Below are 14,061 nucleotides of genomic sequence, written 5' to 3' on the forward strand. Positions count from 1 at the left end.
GACACTGACATCATGGCTGCAAGCACCAAGGTTCTCGTCGTCGACGACTCGTTGACCATGCGGGCGCTCATTTCGGGAGCGCTGGAACGGATTCCGGGTGTGGAGGTCGTCGGCCTTGCGGATGGTGCTGCGGAAGCACGTTCGATGGTCGCGTCGCTGAAACCCCACGTCATCACGCTCGACGTCGAAATGCCGGGCATGAGCGGCATCGAATATCTGGCCGAGATCATGGAATCGAAGCCGATGCCGGTCATCATGTTCTCCACCCGCACCACGGATGGCGCGGGCGAGACGATCGAGGCACTGCGGCTGGGAGCGATCGACTGCCTGCCCAAGCCGCGCGTCGCGGCCCCGGCCGAACTGAACGCGATCATCGCCAAGCTGGGCAAGCGCATCAAGTCGGCCCGCAATGCGCCGATGAAGAGCAAGGGACCGGCGGCCAAGGCCGCGGCGCCGATCGACTGGAACGGTCGCCTGATCGTGCTGGGCGGCGATGCGTCGAGCACTGCGTCGATGTTCGGCATGTTCGGTGCGTTTCCTGCCAACTGCCCGCCGACGATCGTCGTGCAGCATCTCGGGCCGGGTCTGGTCGAGGGCATGGTCGAAAAGCTCGGGACGCAGGTCGCGCCGAAGGTCGTCGTTGCGCAGGACGGGATGAAGATCGAGCAGGGCACGATCTATTTCGCGCCGCAGGGCGACCATCACGTCGTCGTCGACGCCTGGCCGTCGGGCAAGCTGCGGTTGCTGGCGCGCGATCCGGTCGCGGGCGAGCGTCCGTCGATCTCGCTGCTGTTCGCCGCTGCGGCCAAGGCGGCGGGGGCCAATGCGGTCGGCGTGCTGATGATCGACGGCAGCGAAGACGGCGGCGGCGGTCTGAAGGCGATGCTGGGCGCGGGCAGCTATGCCTTTTCCCCGGCGGAGGGCGGCGGCGGTCACACGCTGGCGCGGGGTATGGTCACGCAGCCGGTCGCGCCCGACGCGCTGACCGCCAGCGTCCTGAAACTGTGCTCGAAATGAACGCGCCCGTGACCTTTCCACAGCCGATTCCGATGGGCGGCGCACTGGCCGAAGAACTGGTGCGCGCCTCGCGGATGCTGGGCGACCTCGCCTTCGAACTCGGCAGCGACGAAGCGACGCTGCGCCGGCATCTGACCGGGTTGCAGTCGATCGATCACGTCACGCAGATCCTGCTCAACCTCGCCAGCGTGCTGCGCGGTGGCGACGGGCAGGATCAATTGTCCGAAGTGACGCTGGAGGACATGCTGGCGCGGCTACGTTGCCACGCCGCCTGACCGGTGCGTCACGCTATCCCGGATAGCGCAGCGCCAGCGGCAGGAAACACAGCGCGGCCCCGACCGCGACCCATGCCAGACCCGGCAGGTTCCGCGTCGCGCGGCCCCCGCCGGCATAGGCGAACGCCCCGTCCGATACCCAGATCAGCTTGAGGAAGCCGATCGTCATCACGATGTTGCCGATCGGAATCGCGACGAAGGCGGCGATGTCGACCATCATCAATGCGGATAATTGCTGACCGCGGACAGTGCCGCCTTCAGCCGGTCGCGTTCGTCGCGATAGGTCCGCGCTGCGCGGTCGATCTGATTGAATCGACGATCGGCGTCGAGCAACGCGTCCGTCAGACGCTGACGATAAATAAACGGCCACTGCATAGGTCCTCTCCCGATACGACGTAGATATGGAGGGCAGCGGAAGGTGCCGGACGGGACACTGGTCCCGCGCAGTCAGCCGTGGCGATGCCCGAACGGATCGCTAGGCCAAAGACCTGTTAAGCCGTTACTATAGCTTTCTTATGTATGGACGGCGTCCAGTGCCCGGCTACGCGTGGTCCGGGTGTACGGGCCGTGCCGCGGCGCGTTCGTGGGAGTCAGCCTGCCGCTATGCCGTCCTATCCGATCACCGCCGACCTTGCCTCGCGTGGACTGAAACTGTCGCTGAACCGGCACGAGCTCGCCTCGACCGCGACCGTCATCCTCGTCCTCGCGCTGGTCGGCAATCTGGTCGCCGCGCATTATGACGAGGTCACCGCTGCGCTGGTGTTCATGTTGGGCGTCACTGTCGCCGGGGCGGTCGGCGGCCTGTCCAGCGCGCTGATCGCGGCGGTAGCGGCGTTCCTGATCTTCAATTTCTTCATTACCCAGCCTGCTTTCTCGTTCCGGCTAGGCACCGAACGCGATCTGGCACCGCTGTTCATCTTCAACCTGTGCGCGATCGTGACCGGTATCCTTGCCGGGCGGTTGCGCGACCGGTCGGAACTGGCGCGGCTCGGCAATGCCCGGCTGACCAACCTGCTGCGGCTCAGTCGGGCGCTGCAATCGGCCGGGCGGGTCGTCGATATCACCGCTGCGCTCGCCCGCGTCGCCGAACCGATCCTGAACGCACGCCTGACGATCTTCCGGCTGCGGCCGGGCGGTCTCGACCGCGTCGGTCCGGACGAGACCCTTTGTGCGATCGACGACATGATCGCGGCGTTGCTCGCCAGCGACGAGGGCATCCTGGTCGAGCGTCCGCTGGTGGCGATCCGGCTGGACGGCAGCGAAGGCGCGATCGGTGTCCTGCTGCTGGAGGAAACCGGCGCTGGCCCGATGGACCTGACCCTGCTCAAGACGTTCGGCGGCAGCGTTTCGGTCGCCTTCGAACGCGCCATCCTGTCGGAACAGAATGCCGAACGTCGCGCAACGGTGAAGGCCGAGGAACTGAAGACCGCGCTGCTCAATTCGGTCAGCCACGATTTCCGCACGCCGTTGACCGCGATCAGCGCCTCGGCGTCGAGCCTGTTGATCTACCGTGACAAGCTGGATGCCGACACGTTCGAACAGTTTCTGCGCCAGATCGTCGACGATTGCGAACGGCTCAATCGCTACACGGCGAACCTGCTCGAAATGAGCAAGCTGGAGGTCGGCGACGATCCGGCATCGTTGCAGACGCTGGGCGTTGCCGAGATGATCGGCGTCGCCATCCAGCGCGTGCGCCCGCGCGCCGGCAACCGCCGGTTCGAAACGGTCGGCATGGACCCGAGACTGGTCGTATCGGCGAACCCGGCGCTGTTCGAACTGGTGCTCATCAACGTGCTCGACAATGCGATCCTTTATGGTCCCGACGGCACCCGCATCGTGCTGAGCGCCGAGGATCTGGGCGATCGTTGCCGGATCGGCATCGCCGACGAGGGTTGCGGTATTCCGGAGGACGACCTAGTCCGCGTTTTCGAGCGTTTCTACCGGGTGCGCCGGAGCGAGGCATCGCCACGCGGCAGCGGCCTGGGGCTGGCGATCGCCAAGGGCTTCGTCGAGGCGCTGGGCGGATCGATCGCGGCGCAGACGCCGGGCGTGGCGAACGGAGGCACGAAGATCGTTATCGAACTGCCGATCGCCAGCGGAATGCCTGCGACATGACCCGCATCCTGATCGTCGATGACGAACCGTCGCTGGTCGCGGTGCTGGAGCCGACGTTGCGCGCGGCGGGCTATGACGTGGCAACCGCCTGCGACGGCGACTCCGCTGTCGAGGCGGTACGACGGATCGACCCCGAACTGATCCTCCTCGACCTCGGCCTGCCCGACATGGACGGGAAGGACGTGATCGGCGCGGTGCGCGCAATCAGTGCGGCATCGGTCATCGTGATTTCGGCGCGGCATCAGGAAAGCGAAAAGATCGCGGCGCTCGACGGGGGGGCCGACGACTATGTCAACAAACCCTTCGAGATCGGCGAACTGACCGCCCGCATCCGCGCGGCGGTGCGGCGGCGTGCCAGCGTGCGGGTGAAGCCGCGGACCTATCACAGCGGCCCGCTGGCGATCGACTTCGATGCCCGGTCGGTCCGGATCGAAGACGAGCCGATCCGCTTGTCGCGCAAGGAATTCGACCTGTTGCAGGCGCTGGCGATGAGCGCCGGACAGGTCGTCACGCACAAACGGCTGCTCGAGGTCGGCTGGGGATCGCCATCGGCGGACAGTCAGTATCTGCGCGTCTATATCGGCTATCTGCGGCAGAAGCTGGAGGAGGATTCGACCGATCCCCGGCTGATCCTGACCGAACCGGGCGTCGGGTACCGGCTCGCGCCACCGCGCTAAGCTGGTCCGCCCGAGCGGGAAATAAGGGATGGTGGTGCCCCGTGCAGGAATCGAACCCGCGTCTCTTCGTTACAAAGGAAGCCGTTTACCATTAACGTAACGGGGCACTTCCTCGCGCTCTGTACCAAGCGGCGTGCCTCAGCACAACGGCGGGTGAGGCGGGATATTCGACCCGCTCGTCGCGACGGTCTCCGCCTCACCGCACCCCGAACGTCCACCCTTCCGTCCGCGCGACCTGCGCCGTCAGCCCGGCCGGTGTCCACAACCGGCCATCTCCCGCGACCTGCCGCAACCAAGCCGCGCTCAACAACGCGTCGGTGGCATGATCGTCGTAGCGGGCGATCGGAACGTGCGCGGGGCTGCCCAGCACCGCCAGCGCCGCATCCAGCGACGCAGCATCGCGCAACTTGCTCAATCCCTTGCGCACCCCCGCCGCCCGCGCCGCGATGGTCGTGTAAATTTCGACGATCACCGGCCCGGCATCGGGCAGCGGATCGAACGGCCAGACCGGGATCGCACCGCGCAGCCGGTGCAGCACGCGCATGCCGGTCAGGCTCGACTTCCCGACCTGCGCCGCGCCGACGAGGTTGAAACAGCTGGTCGGCGACAGCCCAGCCAGCAACTGCCGTTCCTCGCACACTCGCAACCGCCCGCGTCCGGCACCGAACAAGTCGCCGCACGCGCGCTGCCGCCGGAAGTGCCGCGACAGTTCCGGATCGGCGACCACCGACGACGCCGCCAGAAACGGATCGTCCGCCGCCATCGTGTCGACCATCGCCCAGAGTGCCCGTGCATCGGGCGGCGACGCGTCCCAGCCCGGAAAATAGCGGTCTAGGTCGACAAACGGCAGCGCCGGCGACAGGTCCAGTCCGATCAGCATGTCGGCTCGCGCTGCCGCCAGCCCGGCCAGCCAGTCGAGCACCGCGCCCCGCGACCATCCGCCTTCGCGCACGATCAGTTCGGGGCCGGCGTCACCGATTTCGGCGACCGCCAGTCCCTCCGGGTGCGCGACCGCCTGTCCCGACCAGTCGATCGCCGCGAACCGGGTGAAGCGCCGGGTCAGGGCCGCTCGCCCCACGCCTTGCGCTGGGTGACCGTCGCCCGGTCCCACCATGCCCGGTGCAGCAGCGTCGCGATCCGATCGCTGGCATTGGTTCCGTAGCGCACCAGCACCACCGGCCAGCCGCGATAATGGTCGGTCTGCCAGAAAGTCGCCGGATCGGTCTCGATCAGCATGTCCTTCTCACCTTCCGCGACATGAAGCACGAAGCTGTCGGACCCGGGCGCGGTCGTGCCCGCAAGCGTCCTGTTCCTGAAACGCAGCGCCGGCCGGCCATAGCTGCTGCCCGGCTCGACGCCTGGCAAAGTGCAGCCGATCGCCACGACCTCGGTCCAGTCCCTCATGACTGGCGCCGTTCGTCCCACCACGCCATGCGTTCGGCGATCCGCTGTTCGAAGCCGCGCCCGGTCGGTTCGTAGAACCGCTTTGGCGTCATCTCCTCCGGCCAGTAATTCGCGCCCGAAAACCCGTCCTGATGATCATGGTCATAGGCATAGTCCTTGCCATAGCCGATATCCTTCATCAGCCGGGTCGGGGCGTTCAGGATCGACTGCGGCGGCATCAGCGACCCCGTCTCGCGCGCGCTGGCGAAGGCCGCCTTCTGCGCCTTGTACGCCGCGTTCGATTTGGGCGCGGTGGCGAGATACAGGCACGCCTGGACGATCGCCAGTTCGCCCTCGGGACTGCCGAGAAAGTCATAGGCATCCTTGGCGGCGAGGCATTGCACCAGCGCCTGCGGATCGGCGAGGCCGATATCCTCGCTGGCGAACCGCGTCAGCCGGCGCAGGACATAGAGCGGTTCCTCACCCGCCGTCAGCATCCGCGCCATGTAATAGAGGGCGGCCTGCGGGTCCGATCCGCGCAGCGACTTGTGCAGCGCCGAGATAAGATTGTAATGCCCTTCCCGGTCCTTGTCGTAGACCGCGACGCGCCGTTGCAGCAGCGCCGACAGCCCGGCAGGGTCGAGCGGTTCGGGCAGTTGGATCGAAAACAATGTCTCCGCCTGATTGAGCAGGAAGCGCCCATCGCCATCGGCGCTCGCCACCAGTGCCGCCCGCGCGGCATCGGTCAGGGGCAGGGGGCGTTCCTCCGTCGCCTCGGCACGGATCAGCAATTCGTTGAGTGCGGCGGCGTCGAGCCGGTGCAGGATCAGCACCTGTGCCCGGCTGAGCAATGCCGCGTTCAGTTCGAACGACGGATTCTCGGTCGTCGCCCCGACCAGCGTGACGGTGCCATCCTCGACATAGGGCAGAAAACCGTCCTGCTGCGCGCGGTTGAAGCGATGGATCTCGTCCACGAACAGCAGCGTGCGTTTGCCGATCCGGCCATGGTCGCGCGCCTCGGCGAACACCTTCTTCAGGTCGGCGACCCCTGAGAACACCGCCGAAATCTGGGAATAGCGCAGGCCTACCGCATCGGCCAGCAGGCGGGCGATCGTCGTCTTGCCGGTGCCGGGCGGACCCCACAGGATCATCGACGACAGCTTGCCGGCCGCGACCATGCGCCCGATCGCGCCATCCGCGCCGGTCAGGTGATCCTGTCCGACCACCTCCGCCAGCGTTGTCGGGCGCAACCGGTCGGCGAGCGGCCCACCGTTCGGCGTTTCGGGCGGGGGCGGGGCGAAGTCGGCGAAAAGGTCGGCCATGCCGGCAATATAGGGTGCGCGAAAAAACCCGAAAGCTGATCTTGTATGCGATTGTTTCAGATATATCTTACCGCTCAAGATATATCGGAGAATGAAGATGCGATTTGGATTGGGATATGATTCATGGACCGGCGGGCCGGGCATGGGCGGGCGTGGCCGACACGGTGGTCCGCGCGGACCGCGCGGGCGGGTGCTGGGCGGTGACGAACTGAAGCTGGTCCTGCTGGCCTTGATCGCCGAGACGCCGCGCCACGGATATGACCTGATCCGCGCGATCGAGGGGAAGACCGGCGGTGCCTATGCGCCCAGCCCCGGCGTCGTCTATCCGACGCTGACGCTGCTGACCGACATGGGGCTGATCGACGAGCAGGCGAGCGAGGGGACGCGCAAGCGGTTCGCGGTGACGGAAGCGGGCACCGCGCAATTGACGACCGATGCGGCGCAGGTCGGCGAACTGTTCGAACGGCTTGCGGCACTGGGCGAACATCGCGCCCGCACCGATGCCGGCCCGATCCACCGCGCCCGTGCGAATCTGCGCACCGCGATCCATCATCGGCTGGCGGCGGACGTCGACACCGAAACCCTCCACCGGGTCGCCGCCATCCTCGACGAAGCCGCGCAAAAGGTAGAACGCCTGTGACTGACCATACCGCTACCGCGATCGTCGCGACCGCCCATGCCAGCCGGTACCTGCAGCAGCTTTGCAAACATTGGCAGCACAACCTGACCGTCGCATTCGACGCGAACCACGGCACGGTCGCGTTCCCCCGCGACGCGCGCGGGGCCGATCATCCTGGTGACGCACTGGTGACGTTCGACGCCGCCGACGATGCGTTGACCGTCCGCATCGACGCGACCTCGACCGAGCAATTGGCGGGGCTGGAGGGTGCCGTCGCCCGCCACCTCGATCGCTTCGCCTTTCGCGAAGCGCCGCTCGGGTTCGACTGGCGATGAGGCGCGGCGCGGTTTCGTGCGTTCGGGTCCCATGACCGATTCGATCGACACCCTGCGCCAGCAGATGGAGGCCGCCGCCGCCGCAATGGATTTCGAAACCGCATCGCGACTGCGCGACCGGATCAACCTGCTGCGCGGCGGTGCGCAGGCGGAGGCGGCGATCGCTGCGGACACCGCTGGCCTGACCCGCCAGCAACCGGGCGCAATGGGACTGGGCACCAGCCGCCAGCGGGTTGAACCGCCCGCCGGCTGGAAACCGCCGAAAAAGCCCGATCCGATGGTGACGCGGAAACGATAGCGTTCGTAGCGATTTGCATCGAACTAAAGCACCGACACGGCGTTGGAACCGCGATGAAGCGATATGTTGTATCTTCGCGCGATCGGGAGCATAAGGCGGCGATGCGCAGTTCCACCGCCCGATCCTGGTTGCACGAAGGTCGCCTCGACCGCGCCGGCATCGTGCTGTCGGCGCTGTGTGCGGTGCATTGCGTCACGACGATCGCGATCATGGCGTTGCTCGCCTCGGTCGGCGGTGCGTTGCTGCATCCCGCGATCCACGAACTCGGCCTCGCCTTCGCGGTGCTGCTCGGCATCGTCGCGCTGGGAGCCGGTTATCTCCGCCACGGCCAGCGTCTGCCGACCGCAATCGGCGGCGTCGGGCTCGCCGTGATGGCGCTGGCCCTGACCCTGCCGCACGGGGTGCCCGAAGCGATCGCGACCCTGAGCGGCGTCGCGCTGCTGGCGTACGGTCATCATCTGAACCGCCGCGCCGGCTGCTGACCGGCTTGCCGCCAACGGTGCAGCCGCTTATCTCATTGCGATGGCGCATGAGCATCACGATCATCACGGCCCCGCGTGGAGCAAGGCTGCCGAAGTCGCGCTGACCCGCGCCGGTGAACAATGGACCGCGATGCGCGCGAGCATTTTCGATGTGCTCACCTCGTTCGACAAACCGGCTTCCGCCTATGACATCGCCGATGCCGTGTCGAAGGCGCAGGGGCGGCGGGTGGCCCCCAACAGCGTCTATCGCATCCTCGACCTGTTCGTGAACGCGAACCTCGCCCGCCGGGTCGAAAGCGCCAATGCCTATCTGGCGAACAGTCATCCCGACTGCATCCACGACTGCATCTTCCTCGTCTGCGACCGCTGCGGACAGACGACGCATATCGACGACGACCGGATCACCGGCAGCGTCCGCTCCGCCGCCAGCGGGGCCGGCTTCACGCCCGTCCGCCCGGTGATCGAGGTTCGGGGTACGTGCGCGGACTGTGCAGGAACGGTGCACGACTGACGCTTTCCCGAAGCATTGTCGCGCTTTGTCCGAACGGCGTGCCACGAACAATCGACACTGTGGCTGACCTGCGATAAGCAAGGATGATGGCCGATCCAATTAGCACGCCGCTGCTCGATACCGTTCAGACGCCCGCCGACCTTCGCAAGCTCTCCGCCGGCGATCTTCGGCAACTCGCCGATGAATTGCGACACGAAACCATCAGTGCGGTCGGTACGACCGGCGGTCATCTTGGATCGGGTCTGGGCGTCGTCGAACTGACCGTCGCGATCCATTATGTCTTCAACACGCCTGCCGACCGGCTCGTCTGGGACGTCGGGCATCAATGCTATCCGCACAAGATCCTGACCGGCCGTCGCGACCGGATCCGCACGCTGCGGCAGGGCGGGGGGCTTTCGGGTTTCACCAAACGGTCGGAAAGCGAATACGACCCGTTCGGCGCGGCGCACAGTTCGACCTCGATCTCGGCCGCGCTCGGCTTTGCCGTCGCGAACAAGATCGCGGGCACGCCGGGCAAGGGCATCGCCGTGATCGGGGACGGCGCGATGTCGGCGGGCATGGCCTATGAGGCGATGAACAACGCCGAACAGGCCGGCAACCGTCTGGTCGTCATCCTCAACGACAACGACATGTCGATCGCCCCGCCGGTGGGTGGTCTGTCGGCCTATCTGTCGCGCATCGTGTCGAGCCGGGAGTTTCTCGGCATACGCGAGACGTTCAAGAAGATCGCCCGCCGGCTGCCGCGTCCGCTGCATACCGCCGCGCGCAAGACCGATGAGTTCGCCCGCGGCATGGCGACCGGCGGTACGTTGTTCGAGGAACTGGGCTTTTACTACGTCGGCCCGATCGACGGTCACAATCTCGACCATCTGATCCCGGTCCTCGAAAATGTCCGCGATGCCGCCGAAGGGCCGATCCTGATCCATGTTGTGACCAAGAAGGGCAAGGGCTATGGCCCGGCCGAGGCGGCGGCCGACAAATATCACGGCGTGCAGAAGTTCGACGTCATCACCGGCACGCAGGTGAAGGCACCGGCCGGCCCGCCGCAATATCAGAACGTGTTCGGCGAAACGCTGAGCAAGCTGGCCGAGACCGATGACCGCATCTGCGCGATCACCGCCGCGATGCCGTCGGGTACCGGCCTCGACAAGTTCGCGAAGGCGCATTCGGGTCGGTTCTTCGACGTCGGTATCGCCGAACAACATGCGGTGACCTTCGCCGCTGGGCTGGCGGCGCAGGGGATGCGGCCGTTCTGCGCGATCTATTCGACGTTCCTGCAACGCGCCTATGATCAGGTCGTGCATGATGTCTGTATCCAGAACCTGCCGGTCCGCTTCGCGATCGACCGCGCCGGGCTGGTCGGGGCGGACGGCGCGACCCATGCCGGCAGCTTCGACGTGACCTATCTGGCGACCCTGCCCAACATGGTGGTGATGGCGGCGGCCGACGAAGCCGAACTGGTCCACATGACCTATACCGCCGCCGAATATGACGCGGGCCCGATCGCGGTTCGCTACCCGCGCGGCAACGGCGTGGGCGTCGCGCTGCCCGAAACCCCGCAAAAGCTGGAGATCGGCAAGGGGCGGCTGGTCCGCGAGGGGCATAAGGTCGCGATCCTGTCGCTCGGCACCCGGCTGGAAGAAGCGCTGAAGGCCGCCGACGCGCTGGAGGCGAAGGGGTTGTCGACCACCGTCGCCGACCTGCGCTTCGCCAAGCCGCTCGACGAAGCGATGATCCGCCGCCTGCTGACCACGCACGAGGTCGCGGTGACGGTCGAGGAGGGCGCGGTCGGCGGACTCGGTGCGCATGTGCTGACCTTCGCCAGCGACGCCGGCCTGATCGACGGCGGCTTGAAGCTGCGCACGATGCGCCTGCCCGATACATTCCAGGATCAGAACGCCCCGCAGAAGCAATATGACGAGGCCGGCCTCAACGCGCCGCAGATCGTCGACACCGTGCTGCAGGCGCTGCGCTGGAACGAAAGCGGGGCCACAGAAGTCCGCGCATGACCGGCCCGCAAAAGGCGGTCGCGATCATCGCGTTGGCGGTGATCGCGGTCGGCTGGTTCAACTGGCGGATGTGGCGGCGATTTCGCGCCGCCAAAGCGTATCGTGGCGGCTGGAGCGAGGCGGACTTCGACACGATGGTCGCCGGCAACGGCGTATCGTTGGCAGTAGCCGCAGCGGTCCGCGTCGCCGTCTCCCATTTGTACGGATCGGGCGTGGTTCCGCATCCCGACGACGACTTTCTACGCTTCCTGGGCGTCGATCCAGAAGATCTCGGTAAGTTTGTCTCCGATGCGGCCTTCTTGTTGAACCTGCCGATACTTGGATCGGAAGATCCAGACCAGGTCTCGGCACTTCACGACCTGCGCGACCTCGCTCAATATATGCAAGCTAAGGTCGACGCAGGCATCTGATGCGCGGGTTAACGCAAAAACTGCCCCTGTGCCGCGTCGGTTGCGTTGATCGCCAGCACCGACCGCGCGTCGCTGGGCAGGCGGACATGGCCATGCCCGTCGCCCGATGCCGAAATGACCCGTTCGAGCAATTCCTGACCCTCTTCCCACCAGCCGATGCCGCTGGCGGCGTTCAGATGCCCTTGCGGGCCGGCATCGATGAAATGACTGCCCCAATCGGCCGCCATCGAATGGGCGCGTTCGATCGACACCCACGGGTCGTCGGTCGACGCCACGACGATTGACGGGAAGGGCAGCGAGAAGCGCGGCGTCGGCGCGAAACCCTGCAATTCCATCGGTGCGCCGTGCCGGTCGACATCCGCCGGCGCGACCAGCAACGCGCCCGCGACCGGCCAGCCATAAGGCTGCCCCGACAGTTGCGCCCACCACGCGACCGCGAGGCAACCGAGCGAATGTGCCGCCAACACCACCGGCGCCTGCGCCTGCCGGATGGCCTGATCCAGTTTCGTCACCCACGCATTGCGCAACGGGCGCGACCATAATCCCAGCTCGACGCGCGCCGTGTCCGGCCGCGACTGTTCCCACAGGGTCTGCCAGTGCGACGGTCCGGAGCCATTCAATCCCGGCACGGTCAGCACCGTCGGCAAGGCGGTCGGGGGTGTCGAAAACTGCGCCATCGTCACGCTCCTGTACGGTTCGCTCTCGATGAAGGCCGACCCGTCAGCTTTAGGGGAGGGATCGGGGCCGGGTCGGCCTTCACCAGCAAACATATTCCTACTGCAATGATAGGCAATAGCCAATCGGCGAGTGGATCGAGGGTTGCGACAAACCGAAAGCCGCGCCATGCGCCGTCCATGGCAAAGCAACGCGCGGACCAGATGCTCGTCGATCGCGGCCTCGCCGAGAGCCGCACCCGGGCGCAGGCGCTCATCATGGCCGGACTAGTCTTCGTCGGCGACCGCAAGGTCGACAAGCCGGGACAGCAGCTTCCCGACGCCGCCGTGCTCGACGTGCGCGGGCGCGATCATCCCTGGGTATCGCGCGGCGGGGTCAAGCTGGCGCATGGCCTCGACCATTTCGGCTGGAACGCGACCGGCGCGATCGCTGTCGATGTCGGATCGTCGACCGGCGGCTTTACCGACGTGCTGCTGACCAATGGCGCGACCCGCGTCTATGCCGTCGACAGCGGCACCAACCAGCTTGCATGGAAGCTGCGACAGGACCCGCGCGTCGTCGTCCTCGAACAGCTGAGCGCACGACTGCTGACGCCCGCGCATATTCCCGAACCCGTCGATCTGGTCGTCTGCGACGCCAGCTTTATCGCCCTGTCGAAGGTGCTGGCCGTCCCGCTCGGCTTCGTAAAGCCCGGCGGGCGGTTGCTCGCCCTCATCAAGCCGCAGTTCGAGGCGGGGCGCGAAGAGGTCGGCAAGGGCGGCGTGGTCCGCGATCCCGCCATCCACGCCCGCGTCTGTGACGAGGTCGCGGCGTGGCTGACCGGCATCGGCTGGCAGGTGATCGGTATCGATCGCAGCCCGATTACCGGGCCCGAAGGCAATATCGAGTTCCTCATCGCCGCCACCGCGCCCGAATCCACTACGGACACTTGCAATGACGCAGCGCACACAGCAAGCAATGCCGCCTGAACGACCGCACAAGGCGTGTGGCCGGCACCGGGGTACGGGATGAACGAGATCGCGTCGAAGTGGCAGTTGCGTTCGGAATTCCTGCGATGGGCCGTCATATGCGTGCCGCTGATCCTGTTGCTGGGTTTCACGTCGGGCCAGCTGGTCGTCGCCGGCGACGATAACGGCTGGTACCGGATGCTCGACCTGCCGGCGCTGCGGCCGCCGAACTGGGCCTTCCCGGTCGTCTGGACGATCCTGTACGTGGCGATGGGCTTCTCGCTGGCGATCATCCTGAGCGCGCGCGGCGCGCGGGGGCGGGGCATCGCCATCGCGCTGTTCGTCGTGCAGCTGGTAATGAACCTCGTCTGGTCGCCGCTCTTCTTCGGCGCGCATCAGGTCAGCCTTGCGCTGATCCTGATCGTCGCGCTGTTCTTCACCGCGCTTGCCACGACCTTCGCCTTTGGCCGCATCCGTCCGCTCGCGGCGTGGCTGTTGGTGCCGTATCTGGCGTGGCTGGTGGTCGCATCGGCGCTGAACTGGCAGATCGACCGGCGCAATCCCGATGCGGAAACCCTTGTGCCGCCGGCCCATTCCACCCAAATCGCACTTTGACGGCAGGCGGTTTCCCGCCTTCGCCAACGAAAAGGATTATCCATGCAGTCCGACAACCGCCTGTTCGACGATTTCGCCAAGTTCGTGAACGGCGCCGCCGGCACCATCGCCGGCATGGCCCGTGAGGGCGAGGCGGCAGCGCGCGAGCGGGCCAAGACGTTTCTCGGCGGCATGGATTTCGTCAGCCGCGACGAATTCGAAGTGGTGAAGGCCATGGCCGTCGCCGCCCGTGACGAAGCCGATGCGCTGCGCGCCCGGCTCAGTGCATTGGAAGGCAAGCAGGCCGTCGCACAGCCGCTGACGGCCGACACGTCGGGTGCCGGCGAAGGCGCGCTTTGATTCGTGCCGCACGTCCGCCGTGGCGCGTGACG

General features: G+C 66.5%; 20 protein-coding genes and 1 tRNA gene. 14 read left to right on the forward strand and 7 right to left on the reverse strand.

Going from position 1 to position 14,061, the window contains the following annotated elements:
- Positions 1-12 precede the first annotated feature (12 nt).
- Together ASE91_RS12725 and ASE91_RS12730 are read left to right on the forward strand one after the other, a co-directional pair.
- Complete coding sequence (locus tag ASE91_RS12725) at positions 13-1,017, forward strand: chemotaxis protein CheB (RefSeq protein WP_235530472.1); 1,005 nt, start codon at positions 13-15, stop codon at positions 1,015-1,017.
- Between the two features lie 8 nt (positions 1,018-1,025).
- Entirely contained in the window at positions 1,026-1,292 is a 267-nt protein-coding gene (locus ASE91_RS12730; protein ID WP_156357825.1) for a hypothetical protein, read from the forward strand.
- 13 nt (positions 1,293-1,305) lie between these two features.
- Here the strand turns inward: ASE91_RS12730 and ASE91_RS12735 are convergent, their stop codons facing one another.
- Entirely contained in the window at positions 1,306-1,512 is a 207-nt protein-coding gene (locus tag ASE91_RS12735) for a hypothetical protein (RefSeq protein ID WP_156357826.1), read from the reverse strand.
- Positions 1,512-1,667, reverse strand: a complete 156-nt coding sequence (locus tag ASE91_RS19675) for a hypothetical protein (RefSeq protein WP_156357827.1) — start codon at positions 1,665-1,667, stop codon at positions 1,512-1,514. The genes ASE91_RS12735 and ASE91_RS19675 overlap by 1 nt, the downstream gene beginning before the upstream one ends.
- A 228-nt stretch (positions 1,668-1,895) precedes the next feature.
- On the opposite strand from ASE91_RS19675, the gene ASE91_RS12740 reads away from it, so the two are divergent.
- On the forward strand, positions 1,896-3,407 hold the full coding sequence (locus tag ASE91_RS12740) for a sensor histidine kinase (protein WP_056626701.1): 1,512 nt from the start codon (positions 1,896-1,898) through the stop codon (positions 3,405-3,407).
- Positions 3,404-4,084 carry a response regulator transcription factor gene (locus ASE91_RS12745; RefSeq protein WP_056626704.1) on the forward strand — a complete coding sequence of 227 codons (681 nt, stop codon included), beginning with the start codon at positions 3,404-3,406 and terminating at the stop codon, positions 4,082-4,084. Before ASE91_RS12740 ends, ASE91_RS12745 begins: the two co-directional genes overlap by 4 nt.
- 32 nt (positions 4,085-4,116) lie before the next feature.
- Here ASE91_RS12745 and ASE91_RS12750 read toward each other — a convergent pair.
- From ASE91_RS12750 to ASE91_RS12765, 4 genes are all read right to left on the reverse strand, one after another.
- Positions 4,117-4,190 (reverse strand) — tRNA-Thr (locus ASE91_RS12750).
- Between the two features lie 90 nt (positions 4,191-4,280).
- Positions 4,281-5,162: a hypothetical protein gene (locus ASE91_RS12755; RefSeq protein WP_235530473.1), complete on the reverse strand. Its 882-nt coding sequence runs from the start codon at positions 5,160-5,162 to the stop codon at positions 4,281-4,283.
- Positions 5,144-5,488: an MmcQ/YjbR family DNA-binding protein gene (locus tag ASE91_RS12760; RefSeq protein WP_056626708.1), complete on the reverse strand. Its 345-nt coding sequence runs from the start codon at positions 5,486-5,488 to the stop codon at positions 5,144-5,146. The genes ASE91_RS12755 and ASE91_RS12760 overlap by 19 nt, the downstream gene beginning before the upstream one ends.
- Positions 5,485-6,789 (reverse strand): replication-associated recombination protein A, encoded by a 1,305-nt coding sequence (locus ASE91_RS12765; protein WP_056626712.1) that lies wholly within the window; start codon positions 6,787-6,789, stop codon positions 5,485-5,487. The genes ASE91_RS12760 and ASE91_RS12765 overlap by 4 nt, the downstream gene beginning before the upstream one ends.
- A 97-nt stretch (positions 6,790-6,886) precedes the next feature.
- On the opposite strand from ASE91_RS12765, the gene ASE91_RS12770 reads away from it, so the two are divergent.
- From ASE91_RS12770 to ASE91_RS12800, 7 genes are all read left to right on the forward strand, one after another.
- Positions 6,887-7,429, forward strand: a complete 543-nt coding sequence (locus ASE91_RS12770; protein WP_056627186.1) for a PadR family transcriptional regulator — start codon at positions 6,887-6,889, stop codon at positions 7,427-7,429.
- Positions 7,426-7,743: a DUF2218 domain-containing protein gene (locus ASE91_RS12775; protein WP_056626715.1), complete on the forward strand. Its 318-nt coding sequence runs from the start codon at positions 7,426-7,428 to the stop codon at positions 7,741-7,743. Before ASE91_RS12770 ends, ASE91_RS12775 begins: the two co-directional genes overlap by 4 nt.
- A gap of 31 nt (positions 7,744-7,774) precedes the next feature.
- Positions 7,775-8,041, forward strand: coding sequence for a UvrB/UvrC motif-containing protein (locus ASE91_RS12780; protein WP_055995305.1), 267 nt, complete (start codon positions 7,775-7,777; stop codon positions 8,039-8,041).
- Between the two features lie 101 nt (positions 8,042-8,142).
- Entirely contained in the window at positions 8,143-8,523 is a 381-nt protein-coding gene (locus ASE91_RS12785) for a MerC domain-containing protein (protein WP_055997110.1), read from the forward strand.
- Between the two features lie 40 nt (positions 8,524-8,563).
- Positions 8,564-9,034, forward strand: a complete 471-nt coding sequence (locus ASE91_RS12790) for a Fur family transcriptional regulator (RefSeq protein ID WP_055995302.1) — start codon at positions 8,564-8,566, stop codon at positions 9,032-9,034.
- Between the two features lie 86 nt (positions 9,035-9,120).
- A complete protein-coding gene (dxs, locus tag ASE91_RS12795) occupies positions 9,121-11,043 on the forward strand; it encodes a 1-deoxy-D-xylulose-5-phosphate synthase (RefSeq protein ID WP_056627188.1) in 1,923 nt (640 codons plus the stop codon).
- A complete protein-coding gene (locus tag ASE91_RS12800) occupies positions 11,040-11,453 on the forward strand; it encodes a hypothetical protein (protein ID WP_056626717.1) in 414 nt (137 codons plus the stop codon). Before dxs ends, ASE91_RS12800 begins: the two co-directional genes overlap by 4 nt.
- A gap of 8 nt (positions 11,454-11,461) precedes the next feature.
- On the opposite strand, the gene ASE91_RS12805 is transcribed toward ASE91_RS12800, so the two are convergent.
- Positions 11,462-12,130 (reverse strand): RBBP9/YdeN family alpha/beta hydrolase, encoded by a 669-nt coding sequence (locus tag ASE91_RS12805; RefSeq protein WP_055995296.1) that lies wholly within the window; start codon positions 12,128-12,130, stop codon positions 11,462-11,464.
- A 177-nt stretch (positions 12,131-12,307) separates the two neighbouring features.
- On the opposite strand from ASE91_RS12805, the gene ASE91_RS12810 reads away from it, so the two are divergent.
- The 3 genes from ASE91_RS12810 to ASE91_RS12820 are packed head-to-tail and all read left to right on the forward strand — an operon-like array spanning position 12,308 to position 14,029.
- Positions 12,308-13,096, forward strand: coding sequence for a TlyA family RNA methyltransferase (locus tag ASE91_RS12810; protein WP_056626719.1), 789 nt, complete (start codon positions 12,308-12,310; stop codon positions 13,094-13,096).
- A gap of 39 nt (positions 13,097-13,135) precedes the next feature.
- Complete coding sequence (locus tag ASE91_RS12815; protein WP_056626722.1) at positions 13,136-13,690, forward strand: TspO/MBR family protein; 555 nt, start codon at positions 13,136-13,138, stop codon at positions 13,688-13,690.
- Between the two features lie 42 nt (positions 13,691-13,732).
- Positions 13,733-14,029, forward strand: coding sequence for an accessory factor UbiK family protein (locus ASE91_RS12820; RefSeq protein WP_056626724.1), 297 nt, complete (start codon positions 13,733-13,735; stop codon positions 14,027-14,029).
- The last annotated feature ends 32 nt before the right edge of the window (positions 14,030-14,061 follow it).

Origin of the sequence: Sphingomonas sp. Leaf62 (assembly GCF_001421915.1) — a bacterium.
GTDB lineage: Bacteria > Pseudomonadota > Alphaproteobacteria > Sphingomonadales > Sphingomonadaceae > Sphingomonas.